Here is a 13,705-nt window from a genome sequence, read left to right as displayed (position 1 = left end):
CATGGGGTTGCGGCGGCACCTGATCGCCCTGTCGCCTTGCAGACGACAGGCGGATGTGCCGACGTGTTCCGGGAACCTTGTTCATCAGGACCGGCCTCCCCTCCGATCGGTCAGCGATGGAACCGCCTGTTCCTGCGGTCGTTCGGGCGCTGTATCAGGTGACTCTAACTGAAATAAATTGCTGTGTCCGTAAAAAAATGCATGTCATGTGAGATCGCCGTGTTATAAGTCGAATGAAGGATGCGTGGCGCTTGCCCGCAGAAGGAGGGGTGATGACACCAAGCGGCGCACCGGTCGACGGGCGCGATGTCCTGATCGGCATCGACGCGGGAACCTCGGTCATCAAGGCCGTGGCATTTACCCTGTCCGGGCGCCAGATCGGCGCCGCTTCGGTCACGAACCGTTACATTGCCGGCCCCGACGGCTCGGCCGTTCAGGGGCTGGAGCAGACATGGGCAGATTGCGCCTCTGCGCTGCGGGGGCTTGGCGACAAGGTGCCGGACCTGGCAGCGCGGGCGGCCGCCCTGTCGGTGACCGCACAGGGCGACGGCACCTGGCTTGTCGGCCGCGACGGTCCCGTAGGCGATGCCTGGCTGTGGCTGGACGCCCGCGCTGCGCCGACGGTCGCGCGGCTGGCGGGCGGTCCCCTGAACCGCGTCCGGTTCGAAGCGACGGGCACCGGGCTGAACACCTGCCAGCAGGGCGCGCAGATGGCGCATATGGATGCGCACCATCCCGACCTGCTGGACCGGGCCGAGGTCGCGCTGCACTGCAAGGACTGGCTTTATCTGAACCTGACAGGGGTGCGCGCGACCGACCCGTCCGAGGCGAGTTTCACCTTCGGCGATTTTCGCACGCGCCGCTACGACGACACCGTAATCGAGGCGCTGGGCCTTGCCGCCCGGCGCCACCTGCTGCCCCAGATCATCGACGGCACGCAGATCACCTACCCGCTGACCGCCGGTGCTGCCCGCCAGACGGGGCTTTTGGCGGGAACGCCCGTCAGCCTGGGCTATGTCGACATGGTCATGACCGCAATGGGTGCGGGCGTGGTCGGCGGGGCCGGCGACGTGGCCTGTTCGACCGTGGGATCGACGGGCGTCCACCTGCGGGCGGTGCCCTCGGACCGGGTGCACCTGAACGATCACGGCACCGGCTATGTGATCTGCCTGCCGGTTCCGGGCGTCGTCACGCAGGTACAGACCAACATGGCGGCGACGCTGAACCTGGACTGGGTGTTGTCCATCGCCGCCGGGATCATGTCCGACATGGGGCAGGCGGTGACGCATCGCGACCTCGTTGCGCATCTGGAGGGCTGGCTGGCGCAGGCGAAGCCGGGGCAGATCCTCTATCATCCCTATATCTCGGATGCGGGCGAGCGGGGGCCGTTCGTCAACGCGGACGCGAGGGCAGGCTTTGCCGGGCTGTCGGCGGGGCACCGCTATCCCGATCTTGTCCGGGCCGTGGCCGAGGGGCTGGGAATGTCGATGCGCGACTGCTATGCCGCCATGGGACCCTTGCCATCCGAACTGCGCCTGACGGGCGGGGCCGCACGGTCGCCCGCGCTGCGCGGCATGCTGTCAGCCTGCCTCAACGCGCCGGTGCGAGTGTCGGAGCGCGACGAGGCCGGGGCGGCGGGTGCCGCGATGATGGCCGCCGTGGCCATCGGCGCCTATTCCGACATGGACGCCTGCGTTGCCGAATGGGTGACGCCGCTTCTAGGCGCGGCGGAACAGCCCGATCCCGCCTTGGCGCAACGTTACGACCGGATGTTCCCGGCCTTCACCGCGACCCGCGCCGCGATGCCGCCCGTCTGGGACAGGCTGGCCCGGCTGCGCGAGACAACGACAGGAGAATGAGATGACCCAGGAAACGATCGACCTGTTCGTGATCGGCGGCGGCATCAACGGTGCAGGCGTCGCCCGTGACGCGGCCGGGCGCGGCCTATCTGTCGTGCTGTGCGAAAAGGACGACTTGGCGCAGGGCACCTCATCCCGCTCCGGCAAGCTGGTCCATGGTGGCCTGCGCTACCTGGAATACCATGAGTTCCGCTTGGTCCGAGAGGCACTGATCGAGCGCGAGGTGCTGATGAACAGCGCCCCGCACATCATCTGGCCGATGCGCTTCGTGCTGCCGCACAGCCCCGACGACCGACCCGCCTGGCTGGTGCGGCTGGGGCTGTTTCTTTACGACAACCTCGGTGGTCGCAAGCGGCTGCCAGGCACGCGCACGCTGGACCTGCACCGAGCGCCCGAAGGCGCGCCGTTGCTGCGCAAGTACCACAAGGGCTTCGAATACAGCGACTGCTGGGTGGATGATTCGCGTCTGGTGGTGCTGAACGCAGTCGACGCGGCCGAGCGCGGCGCAACCGTGCTGACCCGCAGCGCCTGCACCTCGGCCCGGCGCGAGGACGGCGCCTGGACCGTCACCACCAGGAACGAGGCGACCGGAGAGGAGCGCATCTTCCGCGCCCGCTGCGTGGTCAATTGCGCGGGTCCCTGGGTCAGCGACTTCATCACCCGGGTCGCCGGGTCGAATTCCACCCGCAACGTGCGCCTGGTCAAGGGCAGCCACATCATCGTGCCGAAATGGTGGGCGGGCAACCACGCCTATCTTGTCCAGAACCACGACAAGCGGGTGATCTTCATCAACCCCTACGAGGGCGACAAGGCGCTGATCGGCACCACCGACATCGCCTATGAGGGCCGGGCCGAGGACGTGCAGGCCGACGAATCCGAGATCGAGTACCTGCTGGCCGCCGTCAACCGCTACTTCAAGGAAAAGCTGCGGCGGCAGGACGTGTTGCAGACGTTCTCGGGGGTCAGGCCGCTGTTCGACGACGGGCAGGGCAATCCGTCGGCGGTGACGCGCGACTATGTCTTCGACCTGGACCGGACGGGCGGTGCGCCGCTGATGAACGTCTTCGGCGGCAAGATCACCACGTTCCGCGAACTGGCCGAACGCGGCATGAACCGTCTGAAGGGCGTGTTCCCGAAGATGGGGTCGGAATGGACGGGAGAGGCGCCGCTGCCGGGCGGCGACATTCCGAATGCCGATTTCGAAAGCTTCGCCAACCTGCTGAGAGAACTTTACCCGTGGATGCCGCGCCCGCTGGTCCAGCACTATGGCCACCTCTATGGCACGCGGACGCGCGACGTGGTGGCCGGGGCGATGACCCTGTCGGGCCTGGGACGCCACTTCGGCGGTCAGTTCTACGAGGCCGAGGCGCGGTACCTGGTCGCAAAGGAATGGGCGCAGACGCCCGAAGATATCCTGAAGCGCCGCACCAAGCACTACCTGCACCTGACCGACGACCAGCAGGCGGCCTTTGCCGACTGGTTCAACGCTTCAGACCTGGCGCAGGCTGCCTGAAAGGACCCCGATGCCCCTGACCCTGTCCCTGAACACCAACCCGCTGGTCAACCGTTTCGCGGAGCCCGACGATCTGATCGACACGGTCGCCCGCGACCTGCGCATCCGCGACCTGCAGCTGACGCACGAATTCATCAACCCCGGCTGGCCGGCCCCGGTGATCCGCCGCCTGACGCGCAACATGGGCTGCGCGCTGGACCGCACCGGTGTGCGCGTGACCAGCGGCATGACCGGCCCTTATGGGCGGCTTAATCACTTCGGACATCCGGACGCTGATGTGCGCCGCTACTATGTCGACTGGTTCAAGACGTTTGCCGACATCACCGCCGACCTGGGCGGGCGCAGCGTCGGCACACAGTTCGCGATCTTCACCTATCGCGACTTCGACGATCCCGCGCGGCGCGAGGACCTGACCCGCATCGCCATCGACTGCTGGGCCGAGGTGGCCGAGCATGGCCGAGCAGCCGGACTGGAATACGTCTTCTGGGAACCGATGAGCATCGGCCGGGAATTCGGCGAAACGATCGCCGAGGCCATGGCACTGCAGGATCGGCTGACGGCGGCCGACATGGCGATCCCCATGTGGATGATGGCTGACATCGACCATGGCGACGTGACCAGCGCCGATCCCGACGACCTGGACCCCTATGCCTGGGCGCGGGCGGTGCCGAAGGCAAGCCCCATCATCCACATCAAGCAGTCTCTGATGGACAAGGGCGGCCATCGGCCCTTCACTGCCGAGTTCAACGCCAAGGGCCGCATCCAGCCCGGACCCCTGCTGGCCGCCTTCGCCGAGGGCGGGGCCCAAGACAACGAGATCTGCCTGGAACTGAGCTTCAAGGAGCGGGAGCCGAACGACCGGCAGGTGATCGCTCAGATTGCTGAAAGTGTCGCCTTCTGGGCGCCGTATGTCGACACGGGGGCCGATAAGCTGAATATCTGAGCGTCATCAACGATGGATCGACCCGTGGCCAGCCCCTTCGCCTTCGTCACCGCGACCGAGATTCTTTTTGGTCGCGGTCAGGTTGCCGCCGCTCCGGCGCGGATTGTTGCGCTGGGGTGGCAGGTGCTTCTGGTGCACGGCCGGGACCCATCGCGCAGCCAAGCGCTGGTGCAGGCTTTGCGTGGGGCTGGTTGTGCGGTGACATCCTTCACGGTTCCGCGAGAGCCCGACATGGCGCTGATCGACCAAGGCGTCCGGGCGGCGTCTGGCACCGATGTCGTCGTTGCCATGGGCGGCGGTGCGGCCGTCGACGCGGGCAAGGCCATCGCCGCCCTGCTGCCGGCGACACGGCCGATGCTGGACCATCTGGAGGTGGTGGGGCGGGGACTTCCGCTGGACCATCCGCCGTTGCCCTTCGTGGCCATCCCGACGACGGCCGGCACCGGAGCCGAGGTGACGCGGAACGCGGTGATCGGCGTGCCGGACCGTGCGCGCAAGGTCAGCCTGCGCGATCAGCGAATGCTGCCCCGTCTGGCCATCGTCGATCCGGCGTTGACGGACGGGTGTCCGCGGACGGTGACTCTCGCATCGGGGCTCGATGCCGTCACGCAGGTGATCGAACCGTATATCTGCACGAAGTCGAACCCGCTGACCGACGCGCTCTGCCGCGATGCGATCCCGCGGGGGCTGTCCGCGCTGGTGCGCCTGATGCAGTCCGAGGATCCAAAGGCGCGTGACGACATGGCCTGGGTCAGCCTTTGCGGCGGACTGGCCCTGGCAAATTCGGGACTGGGCGCGGTGCACGGTCTGGCGGGGCCACTGGGAGGGATGACAGGCGCCCCTCATGGCGCCATTTGCGGCGCACTACTGCCGCATGTGCTGGTCGCCAACCGTCGCGCCGTGACCGATGACGCTTTGGCGGCACGGTTGAACGAGGTCGGGGCCTGGATCGGCCAGGCGTTGGGACAGCGTGACGCCTCGGTCGAAGAGGCGGCGCGGCTGCTGGTGCAGTGGTCGCGACAGCAGGGGCTTCCGACGCTCTCCGCCCTCGGCATAGATGCCGAAGCGCAGGCCGCGAGTGCCGAGGCGGCGGCGAGTTCGTCGTCGATGAAGGCAAACCCGGCACGGCTGAGCGTAGCCGACCTGCGGGCGCTGATGCAGGAGGCCGGGTAATGGCGCGGCGCGGCCCCGAGGACCCCGAGCAGAGCCTGGCGATAAGGGCGGCCTGGCTGCATTACGCCGGCGGCCTGACGCAGGCGGCAGTGGCCAAGCGGCTTGGCCTGCCGAGCGTCAAGGCGCACCGCCTGATCGCGCGGGCGGTTGCTGATGGCGTGGTGAAGGTCTCGATCGATGGCGAGATCGTCGAGTGCGCCCGGCTGGAAGACCAGCTCTGCTCCCGCTATGGGCTTTCCAGCTGCGAAGTGGCCCCCGACCTGGGCGAGGATGGCATCCCGATGCGGGCGCTCGGGCTGGCAGGGGCGGCATTCTTGCGCCGCGAAATTGAGCGGGGAGAGCACCCTGTCATCGGCCTTGGTCATGGCCGGACCTTGGCCGCGGCCGTGCACCAGCTGCCGCGCTTTGACGCCCGGGGCGTGCGCTTCGTGTCGGTTCTGGGTGGCCTGACGCGCAACTATGCCGCAAATCCGCATGACGTCATGCACAGTCTGGCCGAGAAGACGGGTGCGCAGGCCTTCGTCCTGCCGGTGCCCTTCTTCGCAAACTCGGAAAGCGATCGCGCGATCCTGCTGGCGCAACCGGGTGTTCGGGACATCTTCGACCTTTCGGCCAGCGCCACGTTGAAGCTGGTGGGAATGGGCACGGCCGATGCAGGTGCGCAGCTGGTCGCGTCCGGCATGATCGAGCGGCGCGAGATCGCCGAGATCAACGCCGCCGGAGGTGTCGGAGAAATGATGGGCCACTTCTTCGACGCCCAAGGAAACATGCTAGAAACCACGCTGAGCGCGAGGACGCTTTCGGTCGAGTTGGCCCGTTCGACCAAGCAGCACATCGTCGTCATCGCCGGCGGACCCGAAAAGCAGGCAGCGATCCGCGCAGTGCTGAAAAGCGGCCTGCTGGCGGGGCTTATCACCGATGAAGCGACCGCACGGGCACTTGCCGCCTGAAGAGACATCTTGGACCGGAACCAGGACGGACCGGGCAAAGCCCGGTCCGGTCGCTGCCGCTGGGCCCCGCGCGCGTTGCGCGCGGGGAGGATCGCGTCGAGGCCGCTTGCGGCCTCGTCCACTTGGTTGATCAGCGGTTCGTCAGGTGCTTCGCGCGTTCAACAATGGCATCGGCAGTGATGCCGAATTCCTTGTAGAGACGGTCGATCGGGGCCGAGGCGCCGAACCCGTTCATGCCGATCACGTCGTCTTCCGACGCGACGTAGCGCGTCCAGCCGAACTTGCCGGCGGCCTCGACGGCGATGCGCGGGGCGATGCCGAGCACCTCGGCGCGATACGCCTCGGGCTGCGCATCGAACAGCTCCCAACTGGGCATTGACACGACCGCGACGGACATGCCTTCGGCATGCAGCGCCTCGGCGGCCTGGACGGCGATGGCCACCTCGGTTCCGGTCGCGATCAGGGTGACGTCGCGGCCCTCGCCGAACTGGCGGATCACATACGCGCCCCTCGCGGTCAGGTTCTCGGACCCCGCCTGCAACCGCAGCTGCGGGACGTCCTGACGCGACAGCGCCAGCAGCGACGGGACCTTGCGGTTGCGGATCGCGATATCCCACGCCTCCAGCGTCTCGACCGTGTCGGCGGGGCGCAGGACCGTCAGGCCGGGGATGGCGCGGAGGGACGCCAGATGCTCGATCGGCTGGTGGGTCGGGCCGTCTTCGCCCAGGCCGATGCTGTCATGGGTCATGACATAGATCGTGCCGACCCCCATCAGAGCCGAGAGGCGGATCGCGTTCCGGGCATAGTCCGAGAAGACCAGGAACGTCCCGCCATAGGCGATGAAGCCGCCATGGAGGTTGATGCCGTTCATGGCGGCGGCCATGCCGAATTCCCGCACGCCATAGCCGATATAGCGGCCGGGCGCGTCCTTGGTGTACTGGCTGTCCACCGCCTTCACGCGGGTCAGGTTCGATCCGGTCAGGTCGGCCGAGCCGCCGATCATCGCGGGCACTGCCGGGGCCAAGGCCTCCAGCGCCATCTGGCTGGCCTTCCGGGTGGCGGCCTTCTTGGGGTCGGCGAACAGCGCATCGCGAGCGGCGTTGACGGCGGCGTCATAGCCCTTGAGCAGATCGCCCGACAGGCGCTGCGTCAGCGCATCGCCGCGCGGGGACGCGGCCAGACGGCCTTCCCAGGCCTGCCGTGCCTCGGCGCCGCGGGCGCCGATCGAGCGCCATTCGGCGGCCAGATCCTCGGGGATCTGGAACGGTTCGGCGACCCAGCCAAGCGCTTCCTTGGTCAGCGCGGCCTCATCCTTACCCAAGGGTGCGCCGTGGACCGAATAGGTGCCGGCGCGGTTGGGCGACCCGAAGCCGATGATCGTCTTCATTGCGATCAGCGACGGCTTGTCGATCTCGGCCTTGGCGGAGGCGATGGCCGCGTCCAGCGCCTTGGCGTCATGGCCGTCGCAGGTCTGGACATGCCAGCCACAGGCGGCCAGACGCGCGGGAACATCCTCGGAAAAGCTGATCGAGGTCGGCCCGTCGATCGTGATCGAGTTGTCGTCATAGAGCGCGATCAGCTTGCCGAGGCCGAGGTGGCCAGCCAGGCTGATCGCCTCTTGCCCGATGCCTTCCTGAAGGCATCCGTCGCCCAGCATGACGTAGGTGTGGTGGTCGACCAGGTCATCGCCAAATTCACCAGCCAGGGCGCGTTCGGCCAGCGCCATGCCGACAGCGGTGGCAATGCCCTGACCCAGGGGACCGGTCGTCGTTTCGATCCCCTTGGCGTGGCCATATTCCGGGTGGCCCGCCGTGATCGCGCCCCACTGGCGGAAGTTCTTTACCTGCTCCAGCGTCATGTCTTCGTAACCCGTCAGGTGCAGAAGGCTGTAGAGCAACATGGACCCGTGCCCGTTCGACAGCACGAAGCGGTCGCGGTCCGGCCAGTCAGGGTTGGAGGCGTCGAACTTCAGATGGTTGCGAAACAGCACCGTGGAAGCATCGGCCATGCCCATCGGCGCACCGGGATGGCCGGAATTCGCGGCGTTCACGGCATCGATGGTCAGCGCGCGGATGCAGTTGGCCAGCGCGAAGTTCTGCGGGTCAAGATCGGCCTTGGCGGCAATGGCGGGGTCTTTGGGGGTGTCTAGCGGCATGGCGTCCTCCGGTTTCGCGGAGGACATAGCAGCAGTGACGGCTCGTCACAAGAATAAATCACAAAGTAACATAATCAATGTTGCATTGTGCCGTTTTGCTGTTACAAGACCGGCAACGGGAGAGAACCGATGAAACGCGAAGAGCGCAGACAGGCGATCATGGACGTGCTGGTGTCGGCGCGGGCGGTCGATCTGGACAACCTGGCCGACCGGTTCGCGGTCAGTCGGATGACCATCCACCGCGACCTCGACGATCTTGAACAGGCGGGCCTGCTGCGCAAGGTCCGCGGCGGCGCGACCATCGAGGCCGGCACCCAGTTCGAAAGCGACTTTCGCATCCGCGAATTGCAGGACAGCGAAGCCAAGGCCCGTATGGCGCGCGCGGCGCTGGACCTGGTCGAGCCGGGGATGACCGTGATGGTCAACGACGGGTCGATGGCGGCGCTTCTGGGCGGCAGCCTGACGGAACATGCGCCGCTGACCGTCATCACCAACAACGCTGCCGTGATCGAGCGGCTGAAGGACGCGCCCCGCGTCACGCTGATCGCGCTTGGCGGGATCTACAGCGCCAAGTTCAATGGCTTTTTCGGGATGGTGACCGAAGGCGCTCTGGCCGGGCTGCGGGCGGATCTGGCGTTCATTTCCACGCCTGCCGTGGCTGGATTGCAGGCGTTCCACATGGACGACAACGCGGTGCGCGCCAAGCGGGCGATGATGGAGGCGGCCGAACGCAGCGTGCTGCTGGTGAACCACGCCCGCTTCGGGCGCAGCGCGCTGCATGCGCTGGCCGACCTGTCGGCCTTTGACGCCATCATCACCGATGCCTCGCCCGCGCCGGAGGATCGCGCCGTGATCGACCGCGCGGGGATCGCGCTGACAATTGCAAGGGACTGACATGACGGATTTCTGGATCGGCACCAGCTGGAAGATGAACAAGACCCTGGCCGAGGCGCAGGCCTTTGCCAGCGGCCTGATCGGCGCGCCCGAGGACCCGCGCATCCAGCGCTTTGTGATCCCGCCCTTTACCGCCTGCCGCGAGGTCAAGGCGATGCTGGCGAATACGTCGGTCAAGGTGGGTGCGCAGAACATGCACTGGGACGACGCCGGCGCCTGGACCGGGGAAGTCAGCCCGGTGATGCTGACCGATTGCAACCTTGACCTGGTCGAGCTGGGCCACAGCGAACGCCGCGAGCACTTCGGAGAGACGGACGAGACGGTGGGTCTCAAGACCGCCGCAGCCGTCCGCCACGGCCTGACGCCGTTGATCTGCATCGGCGAGACGCTGGCCGAACGGGAATCCGGCCGCGCGCAGGAGGTGCTGGAGCGCCAGGTGCGCGGCGCTCTGGCAGGCGTGGCGGGCACGGATGCTACGATCCTGCTGGCCTATGAGCCGGTCTGGGCCATCGGCGTGAACGGCATCCCCGCGACATCTGACTATGCCGATGCGCGGCAGGCCGAGATCATCGAGGTGGCGCAGGACGTGCTGGGGCGGCGGGTGCCCTGCCTTTATGGCGGCTCGGTCAACCCCGGCAACTGCGAGGAACTGATCGCCTGCCCGCATATCGACGGGCTTTTCATCGGCCGCTCGGCCTGGGCGGTCGGTGGTTATCTGGACATTCTGGCGCGCTGCGCCGCAACCATCGGAGACAAAGCATGAAACTGGCAATTGCAGGCGACAGCGCGGGTGAGGGTCTGGCCAAGGTGCTGGCCGAATATCTCAAGGACAAGCACGAGGTGGCCGAAATCAGCCGCACCGACGAAGGGCCGGACGCCTTCTATGCGAGCCTCTCCGACCGCGTGGCGTCGCAGGTGATGGACGGAACCTATGACCGTGCCATCCTGGTTTGCGGCACCGGCATCGGCGTCTGCATCGCGGCGAACAAGGTGCCCGGCATCCGCGCCGCGCTGACTCACGATACCTACTCGGCCGAGCGTGCGGCGCTGTCCAACAACGCGCAGATCATCACCATGGGTGCGCGCGTCATCGGGGCCGAGGTCGCCAAGACCATCGCCGACGCCTGGCTGGCGCAGACGATGAACTTTGATAAGGCCGGGAAGTCCGCGGGCAACGTCGATGCCATTGACGCGGTCGATGCCAAGTACAACAAGGCATGATGCTGCGTCTTCCCAACGACGGGCCTGTCCAGGGCGCGCCGCTGGCCGACATGCTGGCGGACGACGGTATCCCCGCCATCGTTCTGGCCATCGCCGATGCGCTGCCGCCCCTGGCGGCGCGGCTCGCCGCCGGTCGCCTGCACGGCGACCCCGAGGCCATCGTCGGCACCAACGACAGCGGCGACAAGCAGAAGGCGCTGGACGTCGCGGCCCACGACCACATGATCTCGGCCCTGCGCGCCGCCGGCGTTCGCAGCGTCCTGTCGGAAGAGGCCGAAGAGGTCATCGAACTGCATTCCGGCGGTGCCTTCGACGTCGCGATCGATCCGATCGATGGTTCTGGCAGCATCGGCATCGGTGCGCCCTTGGGGATGCTCTTCAGCATCCTTCCCGCCGCGCCCGAAGGTTTTCTGCGCACGGGTCGGGCCGTCGTGGCGGCGGGCTATGCGTCCTTCGGCCATTCGGTCGATTTCGGATGGTCCACGGGGCAGGGGGTGCATGTCGCGACCCTGCATGACGGCACGTTCCACGTCTCGCGCCGGGACCTGCGGCTGAAGCCCCAGGCTTCGACCATCGCCTACAACGCCTCGAACGAACGGCACTGGCCCAAGGGGCTGCAGGTCTGGGCGCAGGACCTGCGCGCGGGTCGCGACGGGCCGCGCGGGCGCGATTTCAACATGCGCTGGCTGGCCGCCGCCGTGGGCGAACTGCACCGCATCCTGCTGAAGGGCGGCGCGTTCCTGTACCCCGCCGATGCGCGGCCGGGATACGAAAGCGGCCGGCTGCGGCTGAACTACGAATGCGCGCCCATCGCCTTTCTGGTCGAACAGGCTGGCGGCGCGGCCAGCGACGGGCAGGCCCCGATCCTGGACCGCCAGCCCTTGGGCCTGCACGACATGACACCCCTGATCTTCGGCGCGACGGAAGAGGTCGCCGCCGTCCAATCTGCCCTTGCCAACAAAGGATGACCCGATGGCCATGATCACCCTGCGCCAGCTGCTGGACCACGCGGCCGAGCATGGCTATGCCGTGCCCGCCTTCAACATCAACAACATGGAACAGGGCCTGTCGGTCATGAAGGCCGCGCAGGAAACCCGGTCCCCGGTCATCCTGCAGGCCAGCCGCGGCGCGCGCAGCTATGCCAACGACCTGGTTCTGGCCGGGCTGATCGAGGGTCTCTCTCGCGCCTTTCCCGACATCCCGATCTGCATGCACCTGGACCATGGCAACGGGTTGGAGACCTGCGCGACCGCCATCCAGAACGGCTTCACCAGCGTGATGATGGACGGGTCGCTGAAGGCGGACGGCAAGACACCGGCGGACTATGACTACAACGTCGATATCACCCGTCGCGTGACGCAGATGGCCCATGCCTGCGGCGTCTCGGTCGAGGGCGAGCTGGGCGTTCTGGGCAGCCTCGAGACCGGCATGGGCGATCAGGAGGATGGCCACGGCGCCGAAGGAAAGCTGGCCGAACACCAGCTGCTGACCGACCCGGACGAGGCCGTACGCTTTGTCGCGGACACCGGTGTCGACGCACTGGCCATCGCCATGGGCACCAGCCACGGCGCCTACAAGTTCACGCGCAAGCCCGACGGCGCGATCCTGGCGATGCACGTCATCGAGGAGATCCACCGCCGCCTGCCCAACACGCATCTGGTGATGCACGGGTCCTCCTCGGTCCCCGAGGATCTGCAGGCGATCATCAACAGCCATGGCGGCGACATCCGCCCAACCTGGGGCGTCCCGGTCGAGGAGATCCAGCGCGGCATCCGGTCGGGCGTACGCAAGGTCAACATCGACACCGACAACCGCCTTGCGATGACAGCCGCGATCCGCCGCACGCTGGTCAACGACCCCGCGGAGTTCGACCCGCGCAAGTACCTCAAGCCCGCCATGGAGATGATGTCCGATATCTGCAAGGCCCGCTTCGAGGCCTTCAACACCGCCGGACAGGCGGACAAGCTGCGCCCGCTGCCCTTGACCTCCATGGCGGCCCGCTACGCCGCCTGAGGGCCATATCTGCCGAACGTAGCTGGTCGCTGATCGATCGTCGTGGATCGCTAGTAGGCCGCTGAAACAGTCGGCACTCGAGGCGGATTGCAGAACATGATTCGCTGCCTGGAAGAAGACGGCGGGGGTCATCATGCGCGGAGCGGACGGAAAGAGCGGGTCGCGGTTCAGCTATGTCGCGGAGGGAGTGTAACAGATACCGAACTCTCTCCCGTACTGATTGGATCGGCACGGGATTGCCGTAACAGTCTGCGCATCAACGGGACGCTGTAAGCCCGTTGCCGCCAGAAGAACCGCTCAACGGTCGCCCGACCACTTTATATTTGTTCTCCGCGGAGAAGACTCTGATGCTGACGAGCCATTGGAAGCTCCGGACACCGCCGGGCACGTGCGAGAAGAAGCGCCAACAAATTCAATTGCTTTAAGCCCGCTTTCGGGTGCTCACGCTTGGCCACTCGGATAGGGTGGCCAGGAGCACAGAAAACGGGTGCGCATAGTTAGCGTGCGCACCGACCGGGCCGGGAGAGCTTGATGGACAACGACAGGTCGGAACTGCGCTGGGGCGTCGAGCAGCGCCTCGAGTTCATAGAGTTCCGCCTGTTCTGGGACGGACATGTGAACCGCGGCGATCTGATGGACCAGTTCGGGGTCTCGGTGAACCAAGCGTCCACCGACCTGAACCGCTACATCGGCTTCGCACCGGACAACGTGGTCTAGAACAAGAGCGCGGGGACCTATGTCCGTGGCTCTGACCGCCTGTCCCTTTGCACGGCAGACCGGACACAGTTCGCGTGGCGGCTTCACTGTGACCACGGGGGCGAAGGCAGATTCAACCGGTCGTCGCAAGACCCCATGATTGGAGGTGTTGTTGATGTCAGGAAGACGGAAGTCGGAGCGTTCGACGCGACGCAAATTATCCTCGCCAAGTCGGCCACCAGTCTGGCAGCGTGAGCATCTGTGCCGGTTCTGGCGGGAGATTGCAGC

General features: G+C 66.7%; 11 protein-coding genes and 1 pseudogene. 11 read left to right on the top strand and 1 reads right to left on the bottom strand.

Features of this window, described 5'->3' with window-relative positions; translation table 11 throughout:
- Positions 1–272 precede the first annotated feature (272 nt).
- From OC159_RS06715 to OC159_RS06695, 5 genes are read left to right on the top strand one after another with little or no spacing between them, the layout of a single operon-like run.
- The gene (locus OC159_RS06715) at positions 273–1,859 is read left to right on the top strand and encodes an FGGY-family carbohydrate kinase (RefSeq protein ID WP_265500387.1); all 1,587 of its coding nucleotides are present in this window, start codon (positions 273–275) and stop codon (positions 1,857–1,859) included.
- 1 nt (position 1,860) lies between these two features.
- Positions 1,861–3,372 (top strand): glycerol-3-phosphate dehydrogenase, encoded by a 1,512-nt coding sequence (locus OC159_RS06710; protein ID WP_265500386.1) that lies wholly within the window; start codon positions 1,861–1,863, stop codon positions 3,370–3,372.
- Positions 3,373–3,382: 10 nt separating this feature from the next.
- Entirely contained in the window at positions 3,383–4,315 is a 933-nt protein-coding gene (locus tag OC159_RS06705; protein ID WP_265500385.1) for a sugar phosphate isomerase/epimerase family protein, read from the top strand.
- A gap of 12 nt (positions 4,316–4,327) precedes the next feature.
- Complete coding sequence (locus OC159_RS06700) at positions 4,328–5,488, top strand: iron-containing alcohol dehydrogenase (RefSeq protein WP_407674066.1); 1,161 nt, start codon at positions 4,328–4,330, stop codon at positions 5,486–5,488.
- Positions 5,488–6,438, top strand: a complete 951-nt coding sequence (locus OC159_RS06695) for a sugar-binding transcriptional regulator (protein WP_265500383.1) — start codon at positions 5,488–5,490, stop codon at positions 6,436–6,438. The genes OC159_RS06700 and OC159_RS06695 overlap by 1 nt, the downstream gene beginning before the upstream one ends.
- A 130-nt stretch (positions 6,439–6,568) precedes the next feature.
- Here the strand turns inward: OC159_RS06695 and tkt are convergent, their stop codons facing one another.
- A complete protein-coding gene (tkt, locus tag OC159_RS06690; protein ID WP_265500382.1) occupies positions 6,569–8,593 on the bottom strand; it encodes a transketolase in 2,025 nt (674 codons plus the stop codon).
- A gap of 129 nt (positions 8,594–8,722) precedes the next feature.
- On the opposite strand from tkt, the gene OC159_RS06685 reads away from it, so the two are divergent.
- The 6 genes and pseudogenes from OC159_RS06685 to OC159_RS06660 form a co-directional block, all read left to right on the top strand.
- The gene (locus OC159_RS06685; protein ID WP_265500381.1) at positions 8,723–9,487 is read left to right on the top strand and encodes a DeoR/GlpR family DNA-binding transcription regulator; all 765 of its coding nucleotides are present in this window, start codon (positions 8,723–8,725) and stop codon (positions 9,485–9,487) included.
- A 1-nt stretch (position 9,488) separates the two neighbouring features.
- On the top strand, positions 9,489–10,250 hold the full coding sequence (locus tag OC159_RS06680; protein WP_265500380.1) for a triose-phosphate isomerase: 762 nt from the start codon (positions 9,489–9,491) through the stop codon (positions 10,248–10,250).
- Entirely contained in the window at positions 10,247–10,708 is a 462-nt protein-coding gene (derI, locus tag OC159_RS06675; protein ID WP_265500379.1) for a D-erythrulose-4-phosphate isomerase, read from the top strand. Before OC159_RS06680 ends, derI begins: the two co-directional genes overlap by 4 nt.
- Complete coding sequence (locus OC159_RS06670; protein ID WP_265500378.1) at positions 10,705–11,676, top strand: class 1 fructose-bisphosphatase; 972 nt, start codon at positions 10,705–10,707, stop codon at positions 11,674–11,676. Before derI ends, OC159_RS06670 begins: the two co-directional genes overlap by 4 nt.
- A gap of 4 nt (positions 11,677–11,680) precedes the next feature.
- Complete coding sequence (gene fba, locus OC159_RS06665) at positions 11,681–12,721, top strand: class II fructose-bisphosphate aldolase (protein WP_265500377.1); 1,041 nt, start codon at positions 11,681–11,683, stop codon at positions 12,719–12,721.
- Between the two features lie 531 nt (positions 12,722–13,252).
- Positions 13,253–13,435, top strand: a pseudogene (locus OC159_RS06660) (WYL domain-containing protein); the annotation flags it as partial.
- Positions 13,436–13,705: the final 270 nt, after the last annotated feature.

The sequence above is a fragment of the Paracoccus beibuensis genome (assembly GCF_026162625.1).
Taxonomy (GTDB): Bacteria; Pseudomonadota; Alphaproteobacteria; order Rhodobacterales; family Rhodobacteraceae; genus Paracoccus; species Paracoccus beibuensis.
Note: the sequence above shows the minus strand (reverse complement) of the source record. Positions and strands in the feature narration are given on the sequence as shown.

Bases quoted from the DNA above. Each gene is read 5' to 3' on its own strand.
- OC159_RS06715 (WP_265500387.1), top strand. From the start codon at position 273: ATGACACCAAGCGGCGCACCGGTCGACGGGCGCGATGTCCTGATCGGC.
- OC159_RS06710 (WP_265500386.1), top strand. From the start codon at position 1,861: ATGACCCAGGAAACGATCGACCTGTTCGTGATCGGCGGCGGCATCAAC.
- OC159_RS06705 (WP_265500385.1), top strand. From the start codon at position 3,383: ATGCCCCTGACCCTGTCCCTGAACACCAACCCGCTGGTCAACCGTTTC.
- OC159_RS06700 (WP_407674066.1), top strand. From the start codon at position 4,328: ATGGATCGACCCGTGGCCAGCCCCTTCGCCTTCGTCACCGCGACCGAG.
- OC159_RS06695 (WP_265500383.1), top strand. From the start codon at position 5,488: ATGGCGCGGCGCGGCCCCGAGGACCCCGAGCAGAGCCTGGCGATAAGG.
- tkt (WP_265500382.1), bottom strand. From the start codon at position 8,593: ATGCCGCTAGACACCCCCAAAGACCCCGCCATTGCCGCCAAGGCCGAT.
- OC159_RS06685 (WP_265500381.1), top strand. From the start codon at position 8,723: ATGAAACGCGAAGAGCGCAGACAGGCGATCATGGACGTGCTGGTGTCG.
- OC159_RS06680 (WP_265500380.1), top strand. From the start codon at position 9,489: ATGACGGATTTCTGGATCGGCACCAGCTGGAAGATGAACAAGACCCTG.
- derI (WP_265500379.1), top strand. From the start codon at position 10,247: ATGAAACTGGCAATTGCAGGCGACAGCGCGGGTGAGGGTCTGGCCAAG.
- OC159_RS06670 (WP_265500378.1), top strand. From the start codon at position 10,705: ATGATGCTGCGTCTTCCCAACGACGGGCCTGTCCAGGGCGCGCCGCTG.
- fba (WP_265500377.1), top strand. From the start codon at position 11,681: ATGGCCATGATCACCCTGCGCCAGCTGCTGGACCACGCGGCCGAGCAT.